The organism is Caulobacter sp. AVps16 (genome assembly GCF_058681455.1).
In genome coordinates, this window is sequence record NZ_CM178739.1 from 3869586 (window position 1) to 3895451 (window position 25866).

The window sequence follows — 25866 nt, forward strand, 5'->3', positions numbered from 1 at the left end:
AACCGACCGCGGAGCGCGGGAGATTCGACGCGCATGGCACCCCCCGTCACCGGTGCCCGGAGGGGTGAGCCCCGCAAACGGGCAAGAGTTCCGGTTTGGCGCGAACCATGACAGGTTCCCACCGGACGGCGCAGACCGTTTCGGAATCCGGGGAGCTCCTTTACATGCAAACGCACGCCTATGTCGCCATCGTCACGCTGGTCGCCCTGCTGGTCTATGTCTGGATGGGGGTCCGCGTCGGCGGGGCCCGCAAGAAGAGCGGCATTGCCGCCCCGACCATGACCGGCGATCCCGAACTCGAGCGCCATATCCGTGTCCAGGCCAATACGCTGGAATGGCTGCCGATCTTCCTGCCCTCCCTGTGGCTGTTCGCCTATTTCTGGAATGACATGGTCGCCGCCGGTCTGGGCGTGGTCTGGATCATCGGCCGGATCGTCTATGCCCTGGGCTATGCCGCCGCCGCCAACAAGCGCGAGCTGGGCTTCATGATCCAGATGACCGCAGCGGCCATTCTGCTGTTCGGCGCCCTGGGACGGGCGATCTGGGTTCTGGCCGCCGTCGGCGCCTAAAGCGCGCTTTTCGACGGGGAGGGCCTCACCTATAGCGTGACCATGGCCCTTCCCGTCGATCCCGCCCGCTATGCCGCCTTCCTGGCCGCCATGTCCGTCATGGCCATCACGCCGGGACCGGCCAATCTGTTCGCCATCGCCACCGGCATGGAAAAGGGTAAGGGCGCGGCCTTGCTCGGCGTGGCGGGGATGAACTGCGCCACCCTGATCTGGTTCTTCGGCTCGGCCCTCGGTCTGGGGGCCCTGATCATCGCCTTTCCGCAGGCCTTCCACATCCTGGCCCTGGCCGGCGCGGCCTATCTGGTCTGGCTGGGCCTGAAGTCGCTGTGGGCCGGCTGGAAGAATGCCGAGCGCGAGACAGTCGCCACGGCCCGGGGCGGCAAGTCGGCCTTTGTCGACGGCTTCACCGTCCAGATCGCCAATCCCAAGGCCCTGCTGTTCTTCACGGCCGTCCTGCCGCCGTTTCTGGATGTCGGCCGGCCGCTTGTCCCGCAGCTGTTCATGTTCGCCTGTGCCACCATCGGCCTGGATGTGATCAGCATGAGCGCCTACGGCCTGGGCGGGGCAGCCCTGTCGACGCGGATGAACGAGCCGGTGTTTCGGCGGGTGTTTGCCTTCACGGTCGGGGCCCTGCTGATCTGTGCAGCGATCCTGATCGTGTCGCGGGGCTGAGCCCGCCCCGCCGATTTCGCCTTGGCGAAACCACAAAGCCTCGCCAGAGTTGCAGCCCAGACCTGCGAGGTTGGGGTCACGGAGTTCTGTCCATGTCTTTGAGAAAAGCTGCCCTTGTCGCGGCCCTGGTCGTCGCCGCCGGACTCTCGGCCTGTGCGACCGCCACGCCCTATCAGCCCAAGGTCGCCTCGGGACCGTCAGCGGGCGGCTTTTCCGAGCTGCGCCTGGAGCCGGATCGCTATCGGGTCAGCTTCGCCGGCAACAGCCTGACCTCGCGCGAGACGGTCGAGCGCTATCTGCTGTACCGCGCCGCCGAACTGACCGTGCAGCAGGGCGCGGACTGGTTCGAGACCGCCGACCGTCGCACCGACCGCACGGCCCGCACCGTGCTGGACCCCGATCCCCTGGCGCGTCCCGGCTTTGGTCTGGGCTATGGCTATCCCTATAGCTACTGGCGACCGGCCTGGCGCTATTTCGGCCCCAGCTATGGCTGGCGCACCTGGGATCCCTTCTGGGGTGACCCCTTCTTCTTTGACCGCAGCCAGGTGCGGACCATCGAGAAGTTCGAGGCTGGTGCCGAGATTGTCCTGCACCGGGGCAAGAAGCCGGAAGGTGATCCGCGCGCCTATGACGCCCGCGAGATCATGACCAGCCTGGCCAGCAGCATCGTCCTGCCGACGCCGAAGAAGTAGGGTAGTCGGGGGCCGATCACTTGCCCCCACCGGGTCGCTTTGCGACCGCCCGCCCCCGGAGGGGGCGGATGAATCATCTTCCCCCTCCGGGGGAGGAGCGCCAAAGGCGCGGAGGGGGCAAGTGACCACCCCCTCCGCTTTACCGTCTTAGCGCGGAGCCATGCGGATACCGCCGTCGAGGCGGACGTCTTCACCGTTGAAATAGTCATTGGTGATCATGGTCAGGGCCAGGTGGGCATATTCCGCCGGATTGCCCAGGCGCTTGGGGAACGGCACCGAGGCGGCGAGGCCGGCCTTCACCGCTTCCGGCGCATTGTTCATCAGCGGGGTGTTGAAGATGCCCGGCAGGATGCAGTTGACGCGGATGCCTTCGCTCATCAGGTCGCGGGCGATCGGCAGGGTCATGCCGACCACGCCGCCCTTGGAGGCCGAATAGGCCGCCTGGCCCATCTGGCCGTCCTCGGCCGCGACCGAGGCGGTGTTGACGATGGCACCGCGCAGGCCGTCTTCCAGCGGCTCGAGGTCCAGCATGCCCTTGGCCGACTTGGCGATGCAGCGGAAGGTGCCGACCAGGTTGATCTGGATGATGCGGTCGAAGGCATCGAGCGGGAAGTGCTTGGTCTCGCCGGTGGCCTTGTCGCGACCGGCGGTCTTTGCGGCATTGCCGGTGCCGGCGCAGTTGACCAGGATCCGCTCCTGGCCGTGGGCGGCGCGGGCCTTCTCGAAGCCGGCGTCGACATCGGCGTCGCTGGTGACATTGACCTTGCAGAACACGCCGCCGATGTCCTTGGCGACGGCTTCGCCGGTGACTTCGTTGAAGTCGAAGATGGCGACCTTGACGCCGTGGGCGGCCAGGGCGCGGGCGGTGGCTTCGCCAAGGCCCGAAGCGCCTCCGGTGACGACGGCGGCGACGGTGTTGTCGAGTTTCATGGACGTTTCCCCTGGGTTTGCGTTTAAGATAACGGCTTGGAGAGGGTTTTAGACCGATGAGCGCTGACGCCAAACCGTCCCCCGACGTCAATCAGATCCTGGACCCGGCCAAGGCCCTGGTTCCGGCCACGGTGAAGCTGAACGAAGAACGCGTGGCGCGGGGTTTCCTGCCCAAGATTCGCCAGGTGGCGTCCCGGATCCCATTCGCCGCCGAGGCCCTGTCGATCTGGTGGTGCGCCCGCGACCCGGCCACCCCGGCGGCGGCCAAGGGCATGATGATGGCGGCCCTGGCCTATTTCGTCCTGCCGACCGACGTCATTCCCGACATCCTGCCGGCCCTGGGCATGACCGACGACGCCGCCGTGATCGCAGCGGTCATCGCCATTGTCGGCCGCAACCTGCGGCCCCGCCACCGTGAGGCGGCCCAGGCCTTCCTCGACCGGATGGCCAAGGACGACTGAGACAGGTTCGGACCCGGAGCCCGAGATGCGATTCAAGGCCCTGATGCTCGCAGTGGCGCTCGCTGCGGCTTCGACCCCCGCCCTAGCGGAGGATCCGGACGACACAGCGGTGCTGGGCAGCGTCCAGCGCTTCTTCGACGCGATTGCCAGGGCCGATCCGGCCGCCATGCAGGCGGTAGTGCTGCCGGGCGGCCAACTCGCCGCCGTGGGGCTGACCGCCGACGGCGCGACGACCTTCAGCCGCTTTGCGGTCGAGGACAGTCTGGGGCGCCTCCTCAAGCCGGGCCGCAACGAGCGGATGTGGGCGCATCAGGTCATGCGACGCGGGCCCCTGGCCACGGTGACTGGCCCCTATGAGTTCCTGATCGATGGCGTGACCAGCCATTGTGGCGTCGAGGTCTTCACCCTGATCAAGCAGGACGGGGTTTGGCGGATCGCCAGTCTGACCTGGACCAAGGAACCCGAGGCCTGCGCAGAGCTCGGGGCAAGATAGGGCGCGGCAGGTCCAGGCCTGCCGCCGCCAGGGCGTTCGAGCGCCCCTATTCCACTGTCACCGACTTGGCCAGGTTGCGCGGCTGGTCGACATCCGCGCCCTTGTGCACGGCCACATGATAGGCCAGCAGCTGGATCGGGGCGGACATGACCAGGGCCGAGACCAGGGGGTCGCAGGCCGGGGCGGTGATCACCACCTTGGCACCGGCCGGGGCGTGCCGGGCCCCTTCGGTGTCGGTGATGAAAATCACCTGGCCGCCGCGGGCCATGACCTCGCTCATGTTCGAGGCCGATTTCTCAAACCAGCTGTCATAGGGCGCGAGGATGACGATCGGGGTCTGTTCGTCGACCAGGGCGATCGGGCCGTGCTTGAGCTCGCCGGCGGCATAGCCCTCGGCATGAATATAGCTGATTTCCTTCAGCTTCAGGGCCCCTTCCAGGGCCAGGGCCGACATCGGGCCACGGCCCAGATAGAGCACGTCGCGGGCCCGGGCGACCTCGGCGGCGATGTCCTTGATGGCGTCTTCCAGGCCGATGGCCTCGGCGATCAGGCGCGGGGCCTCCAGCAGAACCTTGACCAGGCGCTGCTCCTCGGCGTCGTCGATCCGGCCGCGCGCCTTGGCGGCGGCGATGGCCAGGGCGATCATCACACTGACCTGGGCAGTGAAGGCCTTGGTCGAGGCGACGCCGATCTCGGGTCCGCAATGGATCGGCCAGACCACATCGACCTCGCGGGCCATGGTCGATTCCGTGGCATTGACCACCACGGCGCTCTTCATGCCCTTCTCCTGGCAGTAGCGCAGGGCCGCCAGGGTGTCGGCGGTCTCGCCCGACTGCGACATGGCGATGACCAGGGCGCTGGCCCGGATGGCCGGCTGGCGATAGCGGAATTCCGAGGCGATCTCGACATCGACCGGCAGGTCGGCCAGCTGCTCGATCAGGTACCGGCCGACCATGCCGGCGATATAGGAGGTGCCGCAGGCGACGATCTGGATGCGGTCCAGGGCGGCCCAGTCGATGTTACCGGGCACGGCGGCGCGGGCGGTGATGGGATCGACATAGGCGGCGATGGTGCGCTGGCATCCTTCCGGCTGGTCATGGATCTCCTTTTCCATGAAGTGCCGGTAATTGCCCTTCTCCATCAGCACGGCCGAGGCCGGGACGATCTTGATCGGCCGGTCGGCGACCTGGCCCGCCTGGTCGAAGATCTTCGCCCCGGTGTGGTTGAGGATCACATAGTCGCCGTCGTGCAGATAGGCGACGCGGTTGGTGAACGGGCCCAGGGCCAGGCCGTCGGAGCCGACGAACATCTCACCGTCGCCATAGCCTACGGCCAGGGGCGGACCGTTGCGTGCGGCCAGGATCACCTCGTCCTCGCCGCCGATCAGGACGCAGAGGGCAAAGGCGCCGCGCAGACGGTCGAGGGTGGCCTTGAAGGCCTCCAGCGGGGCGAGGCCAGTGGCCAGTTCGGCGTCCAGCAGGTGGGCGACGACCTCGGTGTCGGTGTCGCTCTGGAATTCGCGGCCTGCCGCGATCAGCTCGGCCTTCAGCTCGGCGAAGTTCTCGATGATGCCGTTGTGGACCACCGCCACCTTGCCGACGATGTGCGGGTGGGCATTGCGCAGGGTCGGAGCCCCGTGGGTGGCCCAGCGGGTGTGGCCGATGCCGGTGGTGGCGATCAGCGGCTCGTGGGCCAGGACGCTTTCCAGCTCGCGCAGCTTGCCCGGCGCGCGGCGGCGCTGCAGCACCCCGTCGACCTGGCCGGCAATGCCAGCCGAGTCATAGCCGCGATACTCCAGACGCTTGAGGCTCTCGATCAGACGATCGGCGACAGGCTGATTTCCGACGATGCCGATGATGCCGCACATGCCAAGGTCCTTTGTAAATCGCGCCCGCCGGGATTATGGCTACCCACGCGGGTATAGTCGTTGGCCGGGCTTTAGCATTCGTGCAGGTTTGGCCCACATAAATCTGCATTTCGGATCGTTTCGCGATCCACCTCGAGACCAGAGCGACCATGAGCAAGCGCGCCTATTTCGGCACCGACGGCATCCGCGGCCAGGCCAACAAGCACCCGATGACCGCCGAGGTCGCCCTGCGGGTCGGTCTGGCGGCCGGCAAGCTGTTCCGCTCGCAGGACGACCGCCGGCATCTGGTGGTGATCGGCAAGGACACCCGGCTATCAGGCTACATGATCGAACCGGCCCTGGTGGCGGGTTTTGCCAGCGTCGGCATGGATGTGCGACTGTTTGGCCCCCTGCCCACGCCCGCCGTGGCCATGATGACCCGCTCGATGCGCGCCGATCTGGGCGTGATGATCAGCGCCAGCCACAACGACTTCGCCGACAACGGCATCAAGCTGTTCGGTCCGGACGGCTACAAGCTGTCGGATGCCCAGGAGCTGAAGATCGAGGCCCTGATGGACGAGGGCCTGCAGGAGGGCCTGGCCCCGCCGCGCGGCCTGGGCCGGGTCAAGCGCATCGACGATGCCCAGGCCCGCTATGTCGAGATCGTCAAGGCGACCTTCCCGCGCCAGCTGTCCCTGGCCGGCCTGCGGATCGTCATCGATTGCGCCAATGGCGCAGCCTACAAGGTCGCTCCCGTCACCCTCTACGAACTGGGGGCAGAGGTCATTCCGCTGGGCGTCGATCCGGACGGGACCAATATCAATCACGAGTGCGGCTCGACCCATCCGGAGTCGATGGCCAAGCTGGTTCGGGAATATCGCGCCGACATCGGCATAGCCCTCGACGGCGACGCCGACCGGCTGGTGATCTGCGACGAGAACGGCCAGGTGGTCGACGGCGACCAGATCATGGCCATCATCGCCGCCGCCTATGCCAAGGCCGGCAAGCTGAAGGCCGGCGGCGTGGTCGCCACGGTGATGTCCAATCTCGGCCTGGAACGCTTCCTGGGCGAACAGGGCCTGACCCTCGAGCGCACCAGTGTCGGCGACCGCTATGTGATGGCCCGCATGCGCGAGGGCGGTTTCAATCTCGGTGGCGAGCAGTCGGGCCACCTGATCCTGTCGGACTTCTCGACCACCGGCGACGGCCTGATCGCCGCCCTGCAGGTGCTGGCGGTGATGATCGAGTCCGGCCAGCCGATGAGCGCCCTGGCCCGTCAGTTCGAGCCCGTGCCGCAGTTGCTGGAAAATGTCCGCTTCGGTGGCGGCAAGCCGCTCGAGGCCAAGACGGTGAAAGAAGCCATCGCCGACGGCGAAGCCCAGCTGAACGGGGCCGGCCGCATCGTGGTGCGCGCCTCGGGCACCGAACCCCTGATCCGCATCATGGCCGAGGGCGACGACCCCGCCCTGGTCCGCCAGGTGGTCAAGTCGATCGTCTCGGCCGTGAAAGCGGCCTGACGGCCGCCGGCCCTAGAGCCCTTTCCGACCTGACGGCTTCATCAGGGTCGGACGAAAAGGGCCTTAAATCAAAAGTTTAGAGCGTTTTTCGATCCGATACCGTTTCACACCTATCGGAAAACGCTCTAGCCGAGTTTCGGGGCTTTCAGCCGGCGCTTGTTGACGTGGTGGCTGGGGGCTTCGGCCGCCACTTCCTCGGGATATTCGCCCTTGAAGTAGAAGCGCTGCCAAGCCTCCTTGGTGGCCTCAGGGTCGCGCTTGAAGATCAGGCTGTTGAACTCGCTGCGCTTCTCGGCCCAGACATCGTACTGCCGGCGCAGGTCGAGATTGCTGTTCATCGAGCGGATCACCGGCTGGACATTATCCATGGCCTTGTCCTGGATCATCATGATGAAACAGAACGGCTCGCCCTTCTCGAAGCGCACCGTGCCGGGTCGGGTGAACAGCCAGTTCATCGTGAAGGGGAAGGGCAGCCAGTCGGTCTCGACCAGGCCGGCCAGGGGCTGGATACCGTCCTTGATGTGATTGGGCGGGCCCATGGTCAGGATCGACCAGCCCGGCGGGGTGCGGAACAGATAGCCGGTATGGAAGGTCACCGTGCCGCGCGAGAAGTGCGATTTCACGAACTCGCTGAAGCCCGGATAGGGGTGGTCAGGCTGGAACTTGATGCACTCCTGGTGGGCCCCGCCGTCCCAGGTCATCGAGAAGCCGACCGGGCACAGGATCTCCCAGCCCGAGGTATTGGCCATGGACAGCGGCAGGCAGCGATAGGGATGGCGGTCGGCGAAGTGGTCCATCCAGGCCCGTTGCGGGCGGCCCGGCACGATCTCCGGCGGGCGGTTCTCGGTGGGATAGCACTCCAGTTCCATACCGCGCGTCTTCCTGTTTCCTTGACCCTGGGTTCTGCTTAGCGCCGTGAAGGTCCACGCGTCCAGCGCCCCTAGCCCCCATCCGCTCTCCCCGGCTTTCGCCAGGGAGAGCGGTGTTAGGCTTGGAGACGGAAGTGCATGCTCCTAAAAGCCTTCGCATGAAGACCCGCGCCGACCTTTTTGCCTTTTTCGACGCCCATGGCATCGCCCACACCACCCTGGACCATCCGCCGGTGTTCCGGGTCGAGGAGGGGCTGGAGATCAAGGCGGCCATGCCCGGTGGCCACACCAAGAACCTGTTCCTGAAGGACGCCAAGGGCCAGCTCTGGCTGATCTCGGCCCTGGGCGAGACGGTGATCGACCTCAAGCGCCTCCACACCGTGATCGGTTCGGGCCGGCTGTCGTTCGGACCGGAGGCGATGATGATCGAGACCCTGGGCGTCAGTCCGGGCTCGGTGACCGCCTTTGGCCTGATCAATGACAGCGAGCATCGCGTGCGCTTCGTGCTGGACGCGGCTCTCGCCCAGGCCGATCCGGTCAATTTCCATCCTCTGGGCAATGACGCCACCACGGCGGTCAGTCAGGCCGGCCTTCGCGCCTTTCTCACAGCCCTGGGGATCACGCCGATGATCGTCGATTTCGAGGCCATGTCCCTCGCCTGAGACGCGAAGCGGCGATTGCAGATGTCGTCCTGAAGGACCATCTTGAGCTCGACGACCTTCCTGCCTGAGTGAGACACTTTCGATGAGCCTGATCGGTGTAAAGCCCGCCCCCATCCCTGCCGGTGGTCCGGCCGGCAAAAGCGCGCACATCAAGGACGGCACCGATGCCAGCTTCATGGCCGATGTCATCGAGGCCTCGAAGACCCAGCCGGTCATTGTCGACTTCTGGGCCACATGGTGCGGACCCTGCCGCCAGCTGACCCCGGCCCTCGAAAAGCACGTCGCCGCCGCCGGCGGGGCGGTCAAGCTGGTCAAGATCGACGTCGACAAGAACCCCGGCTATTCGGGCCAGCTGCGGGTGCAGTCGATCCCGACCGTCTACGCCTTCGTCAACGGCCAGCCGGTCGACGGTTTCCAGGGCGCGGTGCCCGAGAGCGAGATCAAGGCCTTCATCGCTCGCCTGTCCGGCCCGCCGGCCCAGAGCGACCTCGACGCCCTGCTGGCCATGGGCAAGGAATCCCTCGATCTCGGCGACATCGGCGGCGCGGCCCAGGCCTTTGCCCAGGCCCTGCAGATGGATCCGGCCAATCTGAAGGCCATCGGCGGCATGGCCCGCTGCTATCTCGAGAGCGGCGACCTGGAGAATGCCGCCGAGGTCGCGGCCCTGGCCCCCGCCAATGCCCGCGACCCGGATCTGGAAAGCGTCCGCGCCGCCCTGGCCCTGGCTGCCGACGCCCCGTCCGAGACCGCGCCGTTCGAGGCCCGTCTGGCCGCCGACGAAAACGACCATGAGGCCCGGTTCGAACTGGCCAAGGCCCTGGCCGGGGCCGGTCACCTGCAGGCCGCCGCCGACCATCTGCTGTCCCTGATCGCCCGCGACCGCAGCTGGAGCGACGAGGCGGCCCGCAAGCAGCTGCTGACCGTGTTCGAGGCGGCCGGGCCGATGTCGGATGTCGCCAAGGCCGGCCGCAAGCGGCTGTCGGCCATCCTGTTCAGCTAGGGGTTCACATGCCGGGTGCCCTTCGACGGCTCAGTGACCTGCCGCTGGTGATCCCGGTGTTCCCGCTCGACGGGGCGCTGCTGTTGCCCGGCGGCCAGCTGCCGCTCAACATCTTCGAGCCACGCTATCTCAACATGCTGGACGACGTGATGTCGGGCGAGCGGATGATCGGCATGATCCAGACCCGGCCGAAGGGCGCGGGCCGGGCGAGCGACCACGGCCCCAGCCTCGCCCCGATCGGCTGCGCCGGCCGGGTGACCAGCTTCGCCGAGACCAGCGACGGCCGCTATCTGATCACCCTGACCGGGGTCTGCCGGTTCCGGGCCGGTGATGAACTGCCGGTGCGCACCCCCTATCGCCAGGTACGGGCCGACTTCTCGTCCTTTGAGGCCGATCTGCGCGACGACGGCCTGGCCTCGCCCGCGGCCGATCCGGCCCCGCTGCTGGCGGCCCTGCGCCGCTATCTGGACCATCGCGGCCTGGCCATAGACTGGAGCGGTGCTGAGGCTGCCCCTTCCGACGCCCTGGTCAACAGCCTGTCCATGGCCCTGCCGTTCGATGCCATCGAGAAACAGGCCCTGCTGGAGGCCCCGACCCTGGCCGACCGGCGCGCGACCCTGGTCGCCCTGCTCGAGATCGATGCTGCCGTCGACGATGATGACGAGCCGCCCTCGATCCAGTGAGCCCCCTCTATCCAGCCGGAAAGGGGAGCGTTAGACAGGGGACATGACCGCGACCCCGACCCCGCCGCCCGCCGATATCGACCCGCGCCTGCTGGAAGTGCTGGTCTGTCCCGTCACCCGCACCACCCTCGACTACAACCGCGCCCGGGGCGAACTGGTCAGCCGGGCCGCCAAGCTGGCCTATCCGATCCGCGACGGCGTACCGATCATGCTGCCCGAAGAGGCGCGGTCGCTGGAAGACGGCGAATAACTGGCCATGGCGTTCGACGGCAGTGCCGTAAAGCCGCCGCGTCTGGCGTCGCTGGACGTCCTGCGCGGCCTGACCATTGTCGGCATGATCCTGGTCAATTCGGCCGCCTATCTGCACTATGTCAGCGGCTATGATGTCTTTCCGGCCCTGATGCATTCGGCCTGGGCCGGCTTCACCCTGGCCGACGCGGTGTTTCCGGCCTTCATCTTCATGACCGGGGTCTCGATCCCCCTGGCCACCGCAGAGCGGGGCCTGGATGCCGGCGGCCTGCGCCGGCTGCTGGTGCGGACCGGCCGGCTGATCCTGCTGGGCCTGCTGGTCAGCAACATCTACTGGCTGGCCACGCCCGAAAGCGTGCTGTTCCGTCCCATGGGCGTGCTGCAGCGGATCGCCCTGGCCTTTCTGGCCGCCGCTGTCCTCTACCGGATCACCGGACCCCGTACCCGTCTGACCCTCGCGGTGGGCCTGCTGCTGCTCTATTGGCCACTCTGCCTGGCACCGTTCCCGGGCGGTGCGGCCGACCTGATGACCCCGGGGTCAAGCCTGGTCGCCTATGCCGACCGCCTGGTGCTGGGGGCCCATACCTATGTCAAAGGCCCGCTGGGCTATGATCCCGAAGGCCTGCTCGGCACCCTGCCGGCCATAGCCCAGGCCCTGATCGGGGTCGCGGCCGGAGAGTGGCTGGCGGCCCGGCGCGGCGCGCGGGGCCTGGCGGTCGCCGGGGCCCTGCTCCTGGTGGTCGGTCTCGCCTGGGGGCTGGCCTTTCCGGTCGTCAAGGACCTGTGGACCAGCAGCTATGTCCTGGTCTCCAGCGGAGCGGCCCTGCTGGTGCTGGCAGCCCTGCACGAGGCTTTGGACATCCGGCTCTGGCGGGTGCCCGGGCGGGACTTCCTGACCGATTTCGGGGTCAATGCCATCTTCGCCTACGTGCTGCACGAGCTGGCCTCGATCATCCTGACCGCCCACATGCTGAAGATCCCCTATGACGCCGCCTCACCGGTCGTCGGTACCAAGGCGGCAGCCCTGATCCCGGTGGTGATCTTCATCGGCCTCGTCTGGGCGGTGGTGGCCTATATGCGGCGCAGGAACTGGATCGTGAAGGTTTAGAGCGCCTGACCGCGCAGCAGGCGGGGCAGGTCGCCCACCGCGCCGCCGGCCTCGTGCATGAAGAAGCGCCGGGCCGGGGCGATGCGGTTGACGGCGGCCAGGCCGATCCCGCGGGCCAGGCGCAGCAGCGGATTGTCGTTCGAGAACAGCCGCACAAAGCCGTCAAAGGCCAGGGCATTGGTCACGGTGTCGAACCGCCGCCAGCGGGCATAGCGTTCCAGCACCACCTCGCTGCCGAGATCCTCGCCGCCGCGCAGGGCTTCCACCAGCACTTCTGCCAGGGCCGCCGCATCCTTCAGGCCGAGATTCAGGCCCTGGCCGGCGATCGGGTGGACGCCGTGGGCGGCATCGCCGATCAGGGCCAGGCGCGGCGCGACCATGCGCTCGGCCAGGGACAGGGACAGGGGATAGACGAAGATCGGGCCGACGATCTCGACATCACCCAGAAACTCGCCGAACCGCCGCATCAGGTGGGCGTGGAAGGCTTCGGGCCTCGCCCCGCTCAGGGCCTCGGCCCGGGCCGTGCTCTCGGTCCAGACCAGGCTGGCGCGGTTGTCGGTCAGGGGCAGGATGGCGAACGGGCCGCTGGGCAGGAAATATTCGTGGGCCACGCCCTCGTGCGGGCGCTGCATCTTCACCGTGGCGACCACGCCGCTCTGGCCGTAGCCCCAGCCGATATCGCCGATGCCGGCGGCCTTGCGCAGGGTCGAGCCCCGGCCTTCGGCGCTGACGGCCAGGGGCGCGCTGAGCACCCGTCCGTCGGACAGGGTCAGGCGCGCGCCTCCGGCGTCGACCTCAAGATGGTTGGCCGCCATCGGGGCGATCACCGGGATCCCGGCCCGGGTCACGGTCTGGGACAGGGCCGCGCGGATCTGGCGGTTCTCGATCAGATAGCCCAGGGGCTCGCCGTCCGAACGGTCGGCGATCTCGCTGGAATCGAAGCGCAGAAAGGCCGGCGAGGCACCGCGTGCGGCGGCACCCGGGGTGCGGCCGTCGGTGACCAGGATCTGCTCGATGCGCTGGGCGTGCGGCTCCAGGGCCTCGCCCGCACCGAGGGTCCGCCACTGCCGGAAGCTGGAATAGGCGATGGCCGAGGATCGCCCGTCAAAGGTCGGGGCCAGCTGGGCTTCAAACGGCTGGGGATCGACCAGCAGCGGCCGCAGTCCCCCTGAGGCCAGGGCGAGGGCCAGGGTGGATCCGGCCATGCCGGCTCCCGCGATGATCACATCGGCGTCGTGCGTGCGCATGCAGCGGATATGGGCCTGTGGGCTGGGGGTGTCCAGAGGCAGTGTGGCCACCACGGGCCCCCGCCTGGCTGCTGCGCAGCCGTCCTCCCCCGGAGGGGGAAGACGCGCTCATCTTCCCCCTCCGGGGGAGGAGCGCGAAGCGCGGAGGGGGCAAGTCCTTCAGGCTGATTTTGGCAAAGCCCCCGCCATCTGCTATAGGCCGACCTTGACCCCTGAAATCCTCCCGACCCCGGACCGCCCCTTGAGCGTCACCCTCGATCTGTCGCGCGTCACTGGCGCGGCACCTGCGCCGAAGCCGCTGATCAATCTGTCGGGCCTGACCCGGCCGCAGATGGTCGCCGCCCTGACCGAGTCGGGGGTGGCCGAGCACGGCAAGGCCAAGATGCGGGCCACCCAGATCTTCCGCTGGATCCATCATCGCGGGGTCACCGACTTTGCGATGATGACCGATGTCGCCAAGGAGACCCGGGCCCGCCTGGCCGAGGTCTTCACCATCGCCCGGCCCGAGATCGTCGAGCGCCAGGTGTCTAAGGACGGTACCCGCAAGTGGCTGATCCGCATGGCCCCGGGCATCGAGGTCGAGGCGGTCTATATCCCGTCGGTCGGCCGGGCCGGTGCCCTGTGCGTCTCCAGCCAGGTCGGCTGCACCCTGAACTGCAGCTTCTGCCACACCGGCACCCAGGCCCTGGTCCGCAACCTGACCGCCGCCGAGATCGTCGCCCAGGTGCAGGTGGCCAAGGACGACCTGGCCGAATGGCCGTCGGACAAGGACGACCGCCTGCTCAGCAACATCGTCTTCATGGGCATGGGCGAGCCGCTCTACAATCTGGGCCAGGTCGCCGACGCCATCGAGATCATCAGCGACAACGAGGGCATCGCCATCTCGCGTCGCCGCATCACGGTCTCGACCTCGGGCGTCGTGCCCCAGCTCCAGGCCCTGGGCGAAACGACCCAGGCCATGCTGGCCATCAGCCTGCATGCCACCAATGACGCCCTGCGCGACGTGCTGGTGCCGCTGAACAAGAAGTATCCGCTGGAGCAGCTGATCGCCGGCATCCGCGCCTATCCGGGCATCAGCAATGCCCGCCGGGTGACCTTCGAATATGTGATGCTGAAGGGCGTCAATGACAGCCCGGACGAGGCCCGCGCCCTGATCAAGCTGATCAAGGGCATTCCGGCCAAGATCAATCTGATCCCGTTCAATCCCTGGCCGGGCAGCGACTACCAGTGCTCGGACTGGGCCGCGATCGAGGCCTTCGCCGCTATCGTCAACAAGGCCGGCTATTCCTCGCCGATCCGCACGCCGCGCGGCCGCGACATCCTCGCCGCCTGCGGCCAGCTGAAGAGCGAGAGCGAGAAGGTCCGGGCCTCGGCCCTGCGCCAGCTGTCCATGGCGGCCATGGCCGGCGTGCTGGATGATGATGAGGACGACGCGGAGGCATAGACGCCTTCGAAGCGAGCCCCCTACGCAACTCTCGCCGTCCCGTGATAGGACTTGGTTTCTTCGTTCCAAGGGTATCCGCGTTCATGCCGTCCCAGCTCCAGTCGCCCGAGGTCCAGGCCTTTGCCACGGGCTTCCCCGTTACCCTGATGCATGCGGGCGTGACCCTGCTGATGCTGATCATCGGCACGGCCCTCTATGCGATGCTGACCCCGCACCGCGAGATCAAGCTGATCCGTGAAGGCAATTCGGCCGCCGCCCTGTCCCTGGGCGGGGTCATGGTGGGCCTGGCCATTCCGCTGGCCATTTCCCTGACCGCCTCGACCTCGGTGATCGAGATCGTCATCTGGGGCGCGGCCACGATTGCCGTGCAGCTGCTGGTCTTCCGGTTGACCGACATGGTGCTGCAGGGCCTGCCCGAGCGCATCCATGAGGGCGAGGTCGCCGCCGCCGCCCTGCTGGTGGGGGCCAAGCTGGCCACCGCCCTGATCCTCGCCGCCGCCGTGGCCGGCTGATCCGGAAAAGCGAGGGCCCCGCCCGTGCATTTTCCCAAGCTCCCCGACTGGCTGGTCTATGCCGCCGCCGTCAGCGCCCTGCTGATTGTCGCGGTCGGCCGGCAGGAGCGCTCCGACGCCCCGCCGCCGCCGCCGCCGGTGCCGGGCGAGGAGGGCCTGCCGCTGGGACCGGCCTCACCGTTCGATCCGTCCATTGTCGTTCAGGTGCCGAGCAAGCCCGAGCCGGGTTCGGGCACGGCCTTTTCGGTCGGTGACAACGGCACCTGGCTGACCGCCCGCCATGTCGTCGATGGCTGCAAGTCAGCCGCCATCGTCGTGGCCGACGGCCGCGGCGTCGCGGCCAAGATCACCCTCGACCCGCGTGCCGATGCGGCCATCCTTACCACCGAGGGCGGGGCTCCGGCCGTGCCCCTGGGTCTGGAGGAGCCCCTGCGGCGCGGGGCGCGGGCCTATCATCCGGGCTTCCCCCAGGGCCATCCGGGCGAGGCGGCATCGCGCCTGCTGGGCCGCGAGAACCTGGTCGTCCATGGTCGTGGCGCAAGGACCGAACCGGTGCTGGTCTGGGCCGAGGTCGGGCGCACCGACACCCTGAAAGGCACCCTGGCTGGCCTCTCCGGGGCCCCGGCCCTCGACAGTGCGGGCCGGGTGATCGGCGTCACCGTCGCCGAGAGCCCCCGTCGCGGCCGGATCTATACGACCGCCCCCGAGACCCTGCGCACCCTGCTGGGCCCCCACCGGCGCGGCAGCGACTTCGCCGTCGGCGAGGCGATCACCACCGAGAACTATGGCCGCGTGGCCGACGGCCTGAGGCGCGACCTGCGCGTAGCCCAGGTGGTCTGTCTGGGGACTTGAGGTCGATAGTCCTCCCCCTTCAGGGGAAGGACTATCAAGCCGTCGCCGCTTCCGCCCGTCGGTCAATCTCGCCCTGCTTCGCCGCAACCATGAACGAGAGCACGATGGCCACAATGCCGATCAGGGCGGTGTAGAGGAAAAACGCCGTATAGCCCGCTGCCATGGCCGGGGCGCTGACCCCGAGCTTGGCCCCGGCGGCGGTGAAGCTTTCCGGCGGCAGGCGGGTAAACAGGCCCTTGAGGGCACCGATCGGGCCGCCTGCCTCGGCAGCGATGGCCGAGGCCTCGACGATCCGGCCTGACTGCGAGGCGATCAGCTTGCCGGGCAGAGCGTAGAGCGATGAGAACAGGGCATATTGCGTGGCCGTAAAACCGGCCGTGGTCAGGCTGGACATGTAGGCGATCAGGGCCGTGCCGGCGATGCCGCCGGCCAGGTTGTCGATACAGATCGCCCAGAACAGCACCGGCACGCTGTGACCGCTCATCGCCAGCCAGGCAAAGAACAGGTTGCTGATCGGCTGGGCGAAGGCCCCGATGACCAGGGCGCGCATCAGGCCCAGACGCGCCACGATCACCCCGCCCAGGAAGACGCCGATCATCGAGGCGACGATGCCGAACACCTTCCGGATCTCGGCGATCTCGACCAGGGTAAAGCCCATGTCGCGATAGAACGGGTTCATGATGTTGAGCACGAAGTCCGAGACGCGATAGACGCAGATCGCCGCCAGGATCAGCCCGGCCACGCCCGAGAAGCGCTTGGTGAAATCGATCAGGGGTTCGCCGAAGGCGGCCGACATATAGACCCCCGGCTTGGTGCGCACCTTGGGGATCGGCCAGGCGGCCACGACCACGATGCCCAGGCCCGCCAGGACGCCGAGCAACTGCAGCCAGACGCCGTTGGGCTTGGCCTTCCAGGCCTCGGCCAGGGCCTCGCCGCCGACCAGTTTCGACAGCAGGGAAGCATCGCCCGACAGGCCCGAGCCCAGGGCCAGGGCCCCGACCAGCAGAATGGCCAGTCGTGCGATCCATTCCAGGATCTCCAGGGCGCGGGGCTGGTTGACGTCGCCGGTCGGGATCGGCCGCACCGTGTGCTCGGCCTCGCGCGGGGCCCAGAGGGTGGCCAGGACCCCGATGCCGACCACCACGCCCATGACGGCATAGGAGAAGTTCCAGCCGAAACGCTCGGCCAGCAGCAGGGGCCCGGCCCCGGCGGCGATCATCGCCACCCGGTAGCCCCACTGATAGGCCACCACCATCGGCCCCTGTTCTTCCTTGTCGGCGACCTCGATCCGCCAGGCGTCGATGACGATGTCATGCGAGGCCGTGGCAAAGCCGACCGCCACGGCGGCCGCGCCCAGGGCGGCCAGCTGCGAGGCGGGATTGAGGGTCGAAATGGTCCAGAGGCCCAGGATCATCGCGGTCTGGAAGACCAGGATCCAGGCCCGCCTATGGCCCAGCAGACCGTGCAGCACCGGGACCCTGGCGCGGTCGATCAGCGGGGCCCACAGGAACTTGAACGAGAAGCTCAGGGTGGCCAGGCTGAAGAAGCCGATCACCGCCAGGGACAGGCCGGCGTCGCGCAGCCACAGCGACAGGGTGTCGAAGATCAGCATGTAGGGCAGGCCGGAGGCGAACCCCAGGCCCAGCATAACCAGGCTGCGGCGCTCCAGAAAGAAGGCCAGGGTCTGGAGCAGGGTCTTCTTCGGCGCGGCCCCTTCCGAAGCGGCCTTGGGCTGGTCTGTCATGCGGCGTCCCCCTGGCGGGGAACGCCCCGGCCTCAGCCGGCGACCTTGGCCCGCGTCGCGGTTTTCGTCCAGACGCCGGGGGCATTGGGGCCTGTCCAGCGGGTGAGCACGTCGCGCAGGGCCGTGTGGGTCAGGGGCTTGACCAGAAAGTCGTTCATGCCGGCCGCCAGACAGGCCCGGCGGTCCTCGTCGAAGGCGTCGGCGGTCAGGGCCACGATCGGGGTGCTGACCCCCTGCTCGCGCAGGCGGACGGTGGCGTCGAGGCCGTTCAGGACCGGCATGCGCAGATCCATGACGATCAGGTCATAGCTGTCGCTGGACAGGGCTGCGACCGCCTGTTCGCCGTCGGCGACGCGGTCGACCTTGCAGCCTTCGCGTTCCAGCAGGGTGCGGGCCAGCAGGGCATTGATCGGATTGTCCTCGGCCAGCAACACCCGGACGCCGGGGGCGGCGGCCGGGGCGATGCGATCGTCCTCGGCCGGACGTTCGGCCCGCTGGGGGCTCTGGGTGGTGGCCTGCAGCACCTGGGCGACGATCGAGGCGGCCCGCAGGGGCTTGATCAGATAGCCGCTGAAACCGGCGCTCTTCAGACGGTCGATGCGGCCGCGCTGGTCCGGGGTCAGCAGGACCACGGCCCGGCGGCCGACCGGAGGCCGCAGGGGCCCGCGCGGTCCCGCGAGGGCAGCGTCGATCAGCAGGACCGCCTCGGCGGGGGCGGCCGTCAGGGCTCCGGCCACGGTCGTGGCGACCACGGCCCGTCCACCGGCGGCCTCGATCTGGCGCGCGGTAGCCGTGCGGACAATGGCATTGGCCGAGGCCACGGCCACGACCCGTCCGGCCAGGGGGCGCAGGGGCGTCGCCGGATCAGCGCCGGCAGTGGCTGCATGCTCAAAGGCGGCCTCGAACCAGAAGTCGGCACCCTGGCCGACCTCGCCGGCGACCCCGGCCTCGCCGTTCATGGCCCGTGTCAGGCGCGAGACGATGGCCAGGCCCAGGCCCGAGCCGCCCAGCTGGGTGCGATGGCTGGCATCGGTCTGGACGAAGGCCTCGAAGATCCGCTCGCGGGCGTCTGGATCGACACCCGGCCCGGTGTCGGCCACGGAGAACCGGACCCGGCCGCCGGCGGTGGTCGCGGCCGTTAGCAGCACCCCGCCGGTCTCGGTGAACTTCACGGCATTGCCGGCATAGTTCAGCAGGATCTGCCGCAGCCGGCCCTCGTCGGCCAGGATGGTCGGCAGGCCGGCCGAGACGGCCCAGGCGATCTCGATACCCTTTTCCTGGGCGCGCGGACTCATCAGTTCGGCAACCTGGCGCAGCAGGGCCTCGATATCGACCGGGGCCAGCGTCAGATCGATGGCCGTGGCCCCCAGGCGGGCAAAGTCCAGCACGTCATTGACCAGGGACAGCAGGTGGTCGCCGCTTTCGCGCAGGGCGGTGACATAGGCCCGCTGCTCGGCGGTCAGGCGGGTGCCTTCCAGCAGCCGGGCCATGCCCAGAACCCCGTTGAGGGGCGTCCGGAACTCATGGCTCAGGGTGGCCAGCTGTTCGGGCGTGACGCCGTCTGAGGTACGGGGAATGCTCATGGGCGTGGAGCCTAGCGGCTGCGACTTAACACCCGGTCAAAGGCGGAGGGATCCGCGTCGCTGATCGGGAAGGACTGCTGCCACTCCGCTGTCAGCAGGCTCGGGATAGGCTGCTGCCGACACCAGGAGCCGCTCATGTCCGACCTCGTCTTTTACACCCATCCCATGTCGCGCGGCCGCATCGTCCGCTGGATGCTGGAAGAGATCGGTCAGGCCTATGAGACCAGGGTCCTTCACTGGGAGACCGCAGACACCCGGTCCGCCGACTATCTCGCCATCAATCCCATGGGCAAGGTGCCGGCCATCGTCCATGACGGGGTCATCGTCACCGAATGCGCCGCCATCTGCGCCTATCTTGCCGATGCCTTTCCCGAGGCCGGCCTGGCCCCTCCGGCCCATAGTCCGCTGCGCGGTCCCTATTATCGCTGGCTGTTCTTCGGGGCCGGTCCGATCGAGCAGGCCGTGGCCAGTCAGGCGCTTAACCTTGAACCGACGCCTGAGCAGCGCACGTCACTGGGGTTTGGCTGCATGATGGATGTCCTGAACGCCGTCGAAGCGGCGGTCAGGGACCGGGTCTATCTGGTGGGCGACCGCTTTACGGCCGCAGACCTCTATCTCGCCTCTCACCTGTCCTGGGGGATGAGCTTCGGGACGATCGAGACGCGCGCGGCGTTCGAGGCCTATGTGGCACCGCACCTTCAGCGCCCCGCCAATCTGCGGGCCGATGAGATCGACAATGCGCTCATCCCGGCCGGTGCCCAGCCGCCGGCGTGAATCCGGACCTCGCGGCGCGGTCTGACCGGTTCAGCCCTGCGGCTGACGCCGGCCGATCGCTATTTCGCGTAGACGACCCGGCAGTCGCCCTCGATCGTGGTGTAGCGGCCATGGGCCGCGTCCACGAACGAGATCCGGCCGCCTTCGTCATACTCGACCTTGCCGGTCGAACGTCCGGCATAGGTCTGGGTGCCATAGGTCCAGCAGACGATGTCTGCGGGCTTGTCGCTCCAGGTCGCTTCCCGACTGGCGCGCTTGCTGTCGGTACAGGCCGTGGTGGCGAGGGACAGCAGCAGGAGTGAGGCGGTAAGAGCGAGGCGCATGGGGCGGGTCTTTCAAGGCGCGCCCCGGGGTTCGGGGGCAGGGCGATCAGTCAGGGATCCGGCACGATCCGGATGGAAGGTTCGCGATGTTCGGCCGGGTGCGTCAAGCGCCAAGGCTCAAGCGACAAGGGCCAGGCCCGCGCCGGGGCCCCGTCGCGTCGCGCGGACCGGACCGCTCAGACCGCCCCCTGTCCCAGGCCCGGCGTCGCCTCCTCGCCCGGCGCGGCTGAGCGTCGATGCGCCAGGGCCTCGGCCACATGCAGGCGGCGCACCCCGTCAGCGCCCTCGAGATCGGCGATGGTGCGCGACAGGCGCAGGACCCGGGTCCAGCCCCGGGCGCTGATCCGGCCGGCCTCGGCGGCGCGGGCCAGCAGGGACCGGCCGGCCTCGTCCAGGCCGGCGATCTTTTCGAGAAAGGCCCCCTCGGCCCGGCCATTGAGCGTCTCGAAACTGCCGGCCGCCTCGGCCCGGTCGATCTGCAATTGGCGGGCGCGGGCCACCCGCGCCGCGACCTCGGCCGAGCCCTCGATCGGCGGCGGCAGGGCCAGGTCGGCGGCGGTGACGGCGGGCATGTCGACCGACAGGTCGATGCGGTCCATCAGCGGTCCCGAGACCCGGCCCTGATAGTCGCGCTGGCAGCGGGGAGCCTTGCCGCAATAGCCGCGCCCCGCGCCGCCATGGCCGCAGCGGCAGGGGTTCATGGCGGCGACCAGCTGCACCTTGGCCGGATAGCGCACATGGGCATTGGCTCTGGCCACCATGACCTCGCCGGTCTCCAGCGGGCCGCGCAGGCTGTCCAGCGCCTGGACCCCGAACTCGGGCAGCTCGTCGAGGAAGAGCACGCCATTATGGGCCAGGGAGACCTCGCCGGGCTTGGCCCTGTGCCCGCCGCCGGTCAGGGCCGCCATGCTGGCCGAGTGGTGCGGCGCGCGAAACGGCCGCGCCCGGGTCAGGGCCCCGCGGGCGATCAGTCCGGCTACGGAATGGACCATCGAGGTCTGCAGGAGCTCGGCCGAGGACAGCGGCGGAAGCAGTCCCGGCAGGCGTTGGGCCAGCATCGACTTGCCCGAACCTGGCGGGCCGACAAACAGCAGGTTGTGACCCCCGGCGGCGGCGATCTCCAGGGCGCGCTTGGCGTGTTCCTGACCCTTGACGTCGCGCAGGTCCCTGGCCCGCTCGCCCTCGATCACCGGACCGGGGGCAGGCGCGCCCAGGACCTGGCTGCCTCGGAAATGGTTGATCAGGGCCACCAGCGAGCGCGGAGCCAGGATACGGGTGCCGCCGGCCCAGGCCGCTTCCGGCCCGCTGGCCTCGGGACAGATCAGGCCCAGGCCCAGGGCCCCGGCCGCCATGGCTGCCGGCAGGGCTCCGGCGGCCGGCACGATCCGTCCGTCCAGGGACAGCTCGCCCATGGCCGCCCAGCCGTCGAGGGCATCCAGAGGCACCACCCCGATCGCCGCCATCACCGCCAGGGCGATGGGCAGGTCAAAGTGGGTGCCCTCCTTGGGCATGTCGGCCGGGGCCAGGTTGGCGACGATGCGCTTGCCCGGCAGGGACAGGCCCAGACCGGCAAAGGCCCCGCGCACCCGCTCGCGGCTCTCGGCCACGGCCTTGTCGGCCAGGCCGACAATGACGAAGACCTGCTGGCCCGTGGTCAGCTGGACCTCGACATCGACGCGCCGGGCCTCGACGCCCTCGAAAGCCACGGTGACGACCTTCGCGGCCATGCCCGCCTCAGGGTTGGGTTGGACTTATCCACAAGCCAACCACGCGACACAGGGCGTAGCAAGAACGAAAAACGAACATTTTGGGAAATCAGGGTTTTAGCGGTTCCGCCAAGGCCCCGATCCGCGACGGATCAGGCCTAGCCCGCCCGGATGGCCTCGATACGATCCCACAGCACCGCCGAGGCATCCGCGCCGCCGAACCGCTTCAGCTGCTGGGCCCCGGTCGGCGAGGTGACATTGATCTCGGTCAGGTACTCGCCGATCACATCGATGCCGACGAACAGCAGGCCGCGCCGCTTCAGCTCCGGGGCGATGATGGCGCAGAGCTCCAGATCTCGGGCGGTCAGTTCGACCGCCTCGGCCCGGCCACCGACCCGCAGGTTGGAGCGCACCTGGCCGGCGGCCGGCACGCGGTTGATCGCGCCCACCGGCTCGCCGTCGACCAGCAGCACGCGCTTGTCGCCTTTGCTGACGGCCGGCACGAATTTCTGGGCGATCACCTGCTCGCGGCCGATCATGGCGTGCAGTTCCAGCAGGGCGTCGAGATTGGGGTCATCGGCCAGCAGCCGCGCCACACCCGATCCGCCGCCTCCATAGAGGGGCTTCAGCACGATGTCGCCGTGCCGGGCCCGGAAGTCGTAGATCGCCTCATGGTCGCTGGTGATCAGGGTCGGCGGCTGGACGCCGGGGAAATCGGTGACGAACAGCTTCTCGGGCGCATTGCGCACCTCGGCCGGGTTGTTGACCACCAGGGTGTGAGGGTGGACCTTCTCGAGGAAGTGGGTGGCGGTGATATAGGCCATGTCGAACGGCGGATCCTGGCGCATCAGCACCACATCGACATCGTCCTTCATGTCCAGCAGCACGACCTCGCCCAGGGTCGCGTGCGCGCCCTTGGTGGCGGTCAGGACCAGGGACTGGGCGCGGGCAAAGACCCGGCCGTCCTCCATCGACAGCTTGTCGGGGGTATAGACCCACAGCCGGTGACCCCGGGTCTGGGCTTCCATCATCATCTGGAAGGTGGTGTCGGTGTCGATATTGATCCCCTGCACGGGGTCCATCTGGACGGCGACTCTCAACGACATGGACGACTCCGGATCAGGCTGGCGCGGCGACGCGGGGCGTCCCGCACGGCGACTGCCTAGTTAAGGCGGCAAGGGGGGGAATGCGAGGGGGGAGTTGGCGGGGCCTGATGCACACTCTCAACACCATCGCCGTCATTCCCGCCCTTGTGGCGGGAGTGACGGGGAGATATTGGGCGCCCCGCTCGCCTTCGCGCCGAAGGGAGTCCTCCTTAAATCTCACGGCGAGAGGATCACCGGTCTGACCTGGTTGCTCAAGTACGGCGCTCCGCGCCGCCGCGCAGCGGCTGGCCGCAGGCCAGTCCTTGACCAACCAGGTCAGACCGGCACGCTACAGCCATCCAGGAGATGTAAGGATGAGCGAGACGCTGGGGCGTCCGCTTTCGGGCGGGAAGGCAAGGCGTGCTTCCGACCCGTTGCGGGCCTTGGGGCTTCCGCAGTTCTTGACATCCAACTCACACTTTCTGACTTTTGCTAGGGGCGATGGCCCCTTGGGGCAGTCTGAATGTTCAAGAAGCTTGTATTGGCCCTGGTCCTGCTTGCGGCAGATTGCGGCGTGGCTCAGGCACAAGGTCTGCTGGGCGGATTGCTCGGCCCCGGCAAAGCTTCTCCGGCCAGCTCACCGGCAAGCGCACCCGCCGTTTCGGCAGAGTCTCCGTCGGCGATCTATGCGCGGCTCTGCGCGCCGAGCGATCCTACGCTCAGCGCTACTACTTGCCAGGCAATGAAACGCGATATCGACAGTGCGGCTAAGCCCGGCAGTGAGGCGGCCAAGGCCTATCGCGAACTCTGCGCACCAAACGCGCCGAAACTCAGCCCCGAAACCTGTACGGCAATGAAGGTCGACGCCGAAGACATAGGGCTCCACGGAAACCAGGGCTGGCTTGGGCTTTCGCTCGGAAAGGCTAATGGGGTTGCTGGCGCATACGTATCCAGCGTTTGGCCCGGCGGCCCCGCTGCACAGGGGGGCATCCAAACGGGGGATCGAGTGTTGGCCTTAGCGGGCAAGACGGTCCAAGACGATTCCACCCTCAAAGCCGCCCTCCAGGGGCTTGTGGTCGAGCGTAGCATCATAGTGAAGATCCAGCGTGGTGGTGCCGCTTGGGACCTTCCGATTGTCCCAAGCACTGCTCCCGTCCTGACGCCGAAGGTCAACGCCTCTCGACCCGAGAAGCGGACCGGATCTATCTGGAGCGGACCCTCCTATACGGTTGATCCGATCCGCATCGGGGAAGTCATTCTAGGAATGCTAGAACGCGATGACGCTGAGTCAGTATCTGGCTGGGGTTGGAAAGCGGACTGCATAGAAGTTCTGAGCAGCGAGGCCAGAAATTTACGAGCGCGAGTCACGGCAAATCGCAAGAGCCTGAGGATTGATATCCAGTATGACAACTGCGGCTATGGCCTGCCTTGGTCAATTGGCGGTTATGGTCTCGGTGAAAACGCTGTCGACGTCAATTTCGTGACTGCCGCCGGTCGCAAAACTTTTTTGCATGTGCAGGGCCCCCTCTCTGCCGAGCCTTATGAGATTAGCCTGCGCGAACAGACGCCCCGCGAAACCGTCGAATGGCAAGAAGTAAAGAGACAGGTTGCGATCGCCACGCAGGAGAGACAGGCGGCTAAGGCTCGCGCGGCTCAGGACCGCACCGAAATGTTTGGCCTGCTGATGCAGGGCGCAGTCGCCGTCGGGCAGGGCTACGCGGCGGGGATGCAGGAAGCAAACCAAGCCAACGCCCGCTCTCAGGCCATAATCGACGCAGCCGCTGAATCCGACCGGCAGTATCGTGTTGCCCAGCAAATTGCCCAAGCCGAAGCCAATCGTGCCGTCGCGGCGCAGGAAGCCACCCGGCGTGGCGCAAGTCAAACCGCCGCCGGGGGATCGTCAGCGCCTCAACTCGCTCCAACAACCCGAACGAGGGTGGAGGGACAACTCGGTCAGACACCGCTGGGTGGCTTCCCCGATCCCATCATCGCACCCACGAACGGCCAGGCACCCCCGGCGTTCGTTAGCAACGGCCCGCAAGCCGGTGCGGCGGAGCTGAATTGCTACGACCCGCGCAACGCCGCCGCGCCGCGCTGCGCCAAGACCACGGCCCCGACACGCCAGGTGGCGCAAGGCGGCCCGAACGGCGGCGCAAGACCCGGCGCAAGCGGCAATGGCAGTGGCGGCGTCTCAGGCGGCGTCCCCGGGGTCGGCGGCGTCCCCGGAACGCCCGGCTCACCTCGACCGCCCGGCACCGCACCCGCCCCGGGTCGACCGCCGGCGGGGTCCGTTCCTGAGGGGCCGACCTGGTACGAGGCCGTTACGCTCTGTGAATTGAGCGGGCCCCAGGCTCAATACGGCAACTGGCGGTGCACCGGCGCGCTGCAAATGAACTATGTGAACTTCGATAAGCCGAACTGGCGCAATGAACTGAGCGCCACCTGCAGCTCCAACATGCGCGAGATTGGCACGTCTGGCCCCTACAAGGTGTTCGGTTGCGGCTATCCACTTCACCCAACCGACACCGCCGATATCGCCAAGCGATTCGGCGTCTTCGTTGAGCGGATGACTTGGAAGTGCCCAACGGGGCGGCCGAGTTGTGTGCGGTATTTCTAGGGACTAAGGGCCAGGGACTTGAACCCGTTCATTCCGGTTCTTGACGATCGACGAGTGCTTCCCACCATTTCCGGAGTAGACGCAAACACTAGCGTTCATGTGAGGCCCGAATTTGCGCTAAAATGCTTCGTACGACCAACCATTCTCTTTGGCGCTTGAGGAAGCCATGAGCCTTCGAGTGATGGCTTTGTTGGCAACAGCTCCAATGGCGATGCCAGCGTTTGCTCA

Annotated in this window: 25 protein-coding genes; 16 read left to right on the forward strand and 9 right to left on the reverse strand. The window is 67.8% G+C overall.

Features of this window, described 5'->3' with window-relative positions:
- Positions 1–164: 164 nt before the first annotated feature.
- The 3 genes from ACW17U_RS18545 to ACW17U_RS18555 all read left to right on the forward strand — a co-directional run bounded on the left by ACW17U_RS18545 (position 165) and on the right by ACW17U_RS18555 (position 1933).
- Positions 165–569, forward strand: coding sequence for an MAPEG family protein (locus ACW17U_RS18545; protein WP_062150217.1), 405 nt, complete (start codon positions 165–167; stop codon positions 567–569).
- Between the two features lie 42 nt (positions 570–611).
- A complete protein-coding gene (locus ACW17U_RS18550) occupies positions 612–1241 on the forward strand; it encodes a LysE family translocator (protein ID WP_492054318.1) in 630 nt (209 codons plus the stop codon).
- Positions 1242–1333: 92 nt separating this feature from the next.
- On the forward strand, positions 1334–1933 hold the full coding sequence (locus tag ACW17U_RS18555; RefSeq protein ID WP_062150210.1) for a CC0125/CC1285 family lipoprotein: 600 nt from the start codon (positions 1334–1336) through the stop codon (positions 1931–1933).
- Positions 1934–2080: 147 nt separating this feature from the next.
- Here ACW17U_RS18555 and ACW17U_RS18560 read toward each other — a convergent pair whose 3' ends face one another.
- Positions 2081–2863: an SDR family NAD(P)-dependent oxidoreductase gene (locus tag ACW17U_RS18560; RefSeq protein WP_062150209.1), complete on the reverse strand. Its 783-nt coding sequence runs from the start codon at positions 2861–2863 to the stop codon at positions 2081–2083.
- Positions 2864–2919: 56 nt separating this feature from the next.
- Here ACW17U_RS18560 and ACW17U_RS18565 point away from each other — a divergent pair, with 56 nt between their 5' ends.
- Together ACW17U_RS18565 and ACW17U_RS18570 are read left to right on the forward strand one after the other, a co-directional pair.
- Positions 2920–3324: a YkvA family protein gene (locus ACW17U_RS18565; RefSeq protein ID WP_492054319.1), complete on the forward strand. Its 405-nt coding sequence runs from the start codon at positions 2920–2922 to the stop codon at positions 3322–3324.
- A gap of 25 nt (positions 3325–3349) precedes the next feature.
- Positions 3350–3817, forward strand: coding sequence for a nuclear transport factor 2 family protein (locus ACW17U_RS18570; RefSeq protein WP_492054320.1), 468 nt, complete (start codon positions 3350–3352; stop codon positions 3815–3817).
- A gap of 46 nt (positions 3818–3863) precedes the next feature.
- On the opposite strand, the gene glmS is transcribed toward ACW17U_RS18570, so the two are convergent.
- The gene (gene glmS, locus ACW17U_RS18575; protein ID WP_062150207.1) at positions 3864–5684 is read right to left on the reverse strand and encodes a glutamine--fructose-6-phosphate transaminase (isomerizing); all 1821 of its coding nucleotides are present in this window, start codon (positions 5682–5684) and stop codon (positions 3864–3866) included.
- A gap of 149 nt (positions 5685–5833) precedes the next feature.
- On the opposite strand from glmS, the gene glmM reads away from it, so the two are divergent.
- Positions 5834–7180, forward strand: a complete 1347-nt coding sequence (gene glmM, locus ACW17U_RS18580) for a phosphoglucosamine mutase (RefSeq protein ID WP_492054321.1) — start codon at positions 5834–5836, stop codon at positions 7178–7180.
- Positions 7181–7305: 125 nt separating this feature from the next.
- Here the strand turns inward: glmM and ACW17U_RS18585 are convergent, their stop codons facing one another.
- A complete protein-coding gene (locus ACW17U_RS18585) occupies positions 7306–8049 on the reverse strand; it encodes a DUF6065 family protein (RefSeq protein WP_062150205.1) in 744 nt (247 codons plus the stop codon).
- A 158-nt stretch (positions 8050–8207) separates the two neighbouring features.
- On the opposite strand from ACW17U_RS18585, the gene ACW17U_RS18590 reads away from it, so the two are divergent.
- The 5 genes from ACW17U_RS18590 to ACW17U_RS18610 all read left to right on the forward strand — a co-directional run bounded on the left by ACW17U_RS18590 (position 8208) and on the right by ACW17U_RS18610 (position 11751).
- Positions 8208–8711, forward strand: coding sequence for a prolyl-tRNA synthetase associated domain-containing protein (locus tag ACW17U_RS18590; RefSeq protein ID WP_492054322.1), 504 nt, complete (start codon positions 8208–8210; stop codon positions 8709–8711).
- A gap of 82 nt (positions 8712–8793) precedes the next feature.
- Positions 8794–9711 (forward strand): tetratricopeptide repeat protein, encoded by a 918-nt coding sequence (locus tag ACW17U_RS18595; protein ID WP_492054323.1) that lies wholly within the window; start codon positions 8794–8796, stop codon positions 9709–9711.
- A gap of 8 nt (positions 9712–9719) precedes the next feature.
- Complete coding sequence (locus ACW17U_RS18600; RefSeq protein ID WP_492054324.1) at positions 9720–10394, forward strand: LON peptidase substrate-binding domain-containing protein; 675 nt, start codon at positions 9720–9722, stop codon at positions 10392–10394.
- Positions 10395–10437: 43 nt separating this feature from the next.
- Positions 10438–10644 (forward strand): Trm112 family protein, encoded by a 207-nt coding sequence (locus ACW17U_RS18605; protein ID WP_062150199.1) that lies wholly within the window; start codon positions 10438–10440, stop codon positions 10642–10644.
- Positions 10645–10650: 6 nt separating this feature from the next.
- Positions 10651–11751 (forward strand): acyltransferase family protein, encoded by a 1101-nt coding sequence (locus ACW17U_RS18610; protein WP_492054325.1) that lies wholly within the window; start codon positions 10651–10653, stop codon positions 11749–11751.
- Here the strand turns inward: ACW17U_RS18610 and ACW17U_RS18615 are convergent.
- Positions 11748–12998 carry a UbiH/UbiF/VisC/COQ6 family ubiquinone biosynthesis hydroxylase gene (locus ACW17U_RS18615; RefSeq protein WP_062150192.1) on the reverse strand — a complete coding sequence of 417 codons (1251 nt, stop codon included), beginning with the start codon at positions 12996–12998 and terminating at the stop codon, positions 11748–11750. The two genes, ACW17U_RS18610 and ACW17U_RS18615, sit on opposite strands and share 4 nt — an antisense overlap.
- Positions 12999–13239: 241 nt before the next feature.
- Between ACW17U_RS18615 and rlmN the strand changes: the two genes are divergently transcribed.
- The 3 genes from rlmN (at position 13240) to ACW17U_RS18630 (ending at position 15806) form a co-directional block, all read left to right on the forward strand.
- Positions 13240–14442, forward strand: coding sequence for a dual-specificity RNA methyltransferase RlmN (gene rlmN, locus ACW17U_RS18620; RefSeq protein ID WP_062150189.1), 1203 nt, complete (start codon positions 13240–13242; stop codon positions 14440–14442).
- An 83-nt stretch (positions 14443–14525) separates the two neighbouring features.
- Positions 14526–14954: a DUF350 domain-containing protein gene (locus ACW17U_RS18625; RefSeq protein WP_062150186.1), complete on the forward strand. Its 429-nt coding sequence runs from the start codon at positions 14526–14528 to the stop codon at positions 14952–14954.
- Positions 14955–14978: 24 nt separating this feature from the next.
- Positions 14979–15806, forward strand: a complete 828-nt coding sequence (locus ACW17U_RS18630) for a S1 family peptidase (protein ID WP_062150183.1) — start codon at positions 14979–14981, stop codon at positions 15804–15806.
- 34 nt (positions 15807–15840) lie between these two features.
- Here ACW17U_RS18630 and ACW17U_RS18635 read toward each other — a convergent pair whose 3' ends face one another.
- Both ACW17U_RS18635 and ACW17U_RS18640 read right to left on the reverse strand, forming a co-directional pair.
- Positions 15841–17550, reverse strand: coding sequence for an AmpG family muropeptide MFS transporter (locus tag ACW17U_RS18635; RefSeq protein ID WP_492054326.1), 1710 nt, complete (start codon positions 17548–17550; stop codon positions 15841–15843).
- A gap of 32 nt (positions 17551–17582) precedes the next feature.
- Positions 17583–19133 (reverse strand): response regulator, encoded by a 1551-nt coding sequence (locus ACW17U_RS18640; protein ID WP_492054327.1) that lies wholly within the window; start codon positions 19131–19133, stop codon positions 17583–17585.
- 135 nt (positions 19134–19268) lie between these two features.
- Here ACW17U_RS18640 and ACW17U_RS18645 point away from each other — a divergent pair, with 135 nt between their 5' ends.
- The gene (locus tag ACW17U_RS18645) at positions 19269–19907 is read left to right on the forward strand and encodes a glutathione S-transferase family protein (RefSeq protein ID WP_492054328.1); all 639 of its coding nucleotides are present in this window, start codon (positions 19269–19271) and stop codon (positions 19905–19907) included.
- Between the two features lie 59 nt (positions 19908–19966).
- On the opposite strand, the gene ACW17U_RS18650 is transcribed toward ACW17U_RS18645, so the two are convergent.
- The 3 genes from ACW17U_RS18650 to gshB form a co-directional block, all read right to left on the reverse strand.
- Complete coding sequence (locus tag ACW17U_RS18650) at positions 19967–20230, reverse strand: hypothetical protein (RefSeq protein WP_492054329.1); 264 nt, start codon at positions 20228–20230, stop codon at positions 19967–19969.
- A 176-nt stretch (positions 20231–20406) separates the two neighbouring features.
- Entirely contained in the window at positions 20407–21957 is a 1551-nt protein-coding gene (locus ACW17U_RS18655; RefSeq protein WP_492054330.1) for a YifB family Mg chelatase-like AAA ATPase, read from the reverse strand.
- A 137-nt stretch (positions 21958–22094) separates the two neighbouring features.
- Complete coding sequence (gshB, locus tag ACW17U_RS18660; protein WP_492054331.1) at positions 22095–23042, reverse strand: glutathione synthase; 948 nt, start codon at positions 23040–23042, stop codon at positions 22095–22097.
- Positions 23043–23544: 502 nt separating this feature from the next.
- Here gshB and ACW17U_RS18665 point away from each other — a divergent pair.
- Positions 23545–25638, forward strand: a complete 2094-nt coding sequence (locus tag ACW17U_RS18665) for a PDZ domain-containing protein (RefSeq protein ID WP_492054332.1) — start codon at positions 23545–23547, stop codon at positions 25636–25638.
- Positions 25639–25866: the final 228 nt, after the last annotated feature.

Coding starts and splice junctions, on each gene's coding strand:
- ACW17U_RS18545 (WP_062150217.1), top strand. CDS start 165: ATGCAAACGCACGCCTATGTCGCCATCGTCACGCTGGTCGCCCTGCTG.
- ACW17U_RS18550 (WP_492054318.1), top strand. CDS start 612: ATGGCCCTTCCCGTCGATCCCGCCCGCTATGCCGCCTTCCTGGCCGCC.
- ACW17U_RS18555 (WP_062150210.1), top strand. CDS start 1,334: ATGTCTTTGAGAAAAGCTGCCCTTGTCGCGGCCCTGGTCGTCGCCGCC.
- ACW17U_RS18560 (WP_062150209.1), bottom strand. CDS start 2,863: ATGAAACTCGACAACACCGTCGCCGCCGTCGTCACCGGAGGCGCTTCG.
- ACW17U_RS18565 (WP_492054319.1), top strand. CDS start 2,920: ATGAGCGCTGACGCCAAACCGTCCCCCGACGTCAATCAGATCCTGGAC.
- ACW17U_RS18570 (WP_492054320.1), top strand. CDS start 3,350: ATGCGATTCAAGGCCCTGATGCTCGCAGTGGCGCTCGCTGCGGCTTCG.
- glmS (WP_062150207.1), bottom strand. CDS start 5,684: ATGTGCGGCATCATCGGCATCGTCGGAAATCAGCCTGTCGCCGATCGT.
- glmM (WP_492054321.1), top strand. CDS start 5,834: ATGAGCAAGCGCGCCTATTTCGGCACCGACGGCATCCGCGGCCAGGCC.
- ACW17U_RS18585 (WP_062150205.1), bottom strand. CDS start 8,049: ATGGAACTGGAGTGCTATCCCACCGAGAACCGCCCGCCGGAGATCGTG.
- ACW17U_RS18590 (WP_492054322.1), top strand. CDS start 8,208: ATGAAGACCCGCGCCGACCTTTTTGCCTTTTTCGACGCCCATGGCATC.
- ACW17U_RS18595 (WP_492054323.1), top strand. CDS start 8,794: ATGAGCCTGATCGGTGTAAAGCCCGCCCCCATCCCTGCCGGTGGTCCG.
- ACW17U_RS18600 (WP_492054324.1), top strand. CDS start 9,720: ATGCCGGGTGCCCTTCGACGGCTCAGTGACCTGCCGCTGGTGATCCCG.
- ACW17U_RS18605 (WP_062150199.1), top strand. CDS start 10,438: ATGACCGCGACCCCGACCCCGCCGCCCGCCGATATCGACCCGCGCCTG.
- ACW17U_RS18610 (WP_492054325.1), top strand. CDS start 10,651: ATGGCGTTCGACGGCAGTGCCGTAAAGCCGCCGCGTCTGGCGTCGCTG.
- ACW17U_RS18615 (WP_062150192.1), bottom strand. CDS start 12,998: ATGCGCACGCACGACGCCGATGTGATCATCGCGGGAGCCGGCATGGCC.
- ACW17U_RS18625 (WP_062150186.1), top strand. CDS start 14,526: ATGCCGTCCCAGCTCCAGTCGCCCGAGGTCCAGGCCTTTGCCACGGGC.
- ACW17U_RS18635 (WP_492054326.1), bottom strand. CDS start 17,550: ATGACAGACCAGCCCAAGGCCGCTTCGGAAGGGGCCGCGCCGAAGAAG.
- ACW17U_RS18640 (WP_492054327.1), bottom strand. CDS start 19,133: ATGAGCATTCCCCGTACCTCAGACGGCGTCACGCCCGAACAGCTGGCC.
- ACW17U_RS18645 (WP_492054328.1), top strand. CDS start 19,269: ATGTCCGACCTCGTCTTTTACACCCATCCCATGTCGCGCGGCCGCATC.
- ACW17U_RS18650 (WP_492054329.1), bottom strand. CDS start 20,230: ATGCGCCTCGCTCTTACCGCCTCACTCCTGCTGCTGTCCCTCGCCACC.
- ACW17U_RS18655 (WP_492054330.1), bottom strand. CDS start 21,957: ATGGCCGCGAAGGTCGTCACCGTGGCTTTCGAGGGCGTCGAGGCCCGG.
- gshB (WP_492054331.1), bottom strand. CDS start 23,042: ATGTCGTTGAGAGTCGCCGTCCAGATGGACCCCGTGCAGGGGATCAAT.
- ACW17U_RS18665 (WP_492054332.1), top strand. CDS start 23,545: ATGTTCAAGAAGCTTGTATTGGCCCTGGTCCTGCTTGCGGCAGATTGC.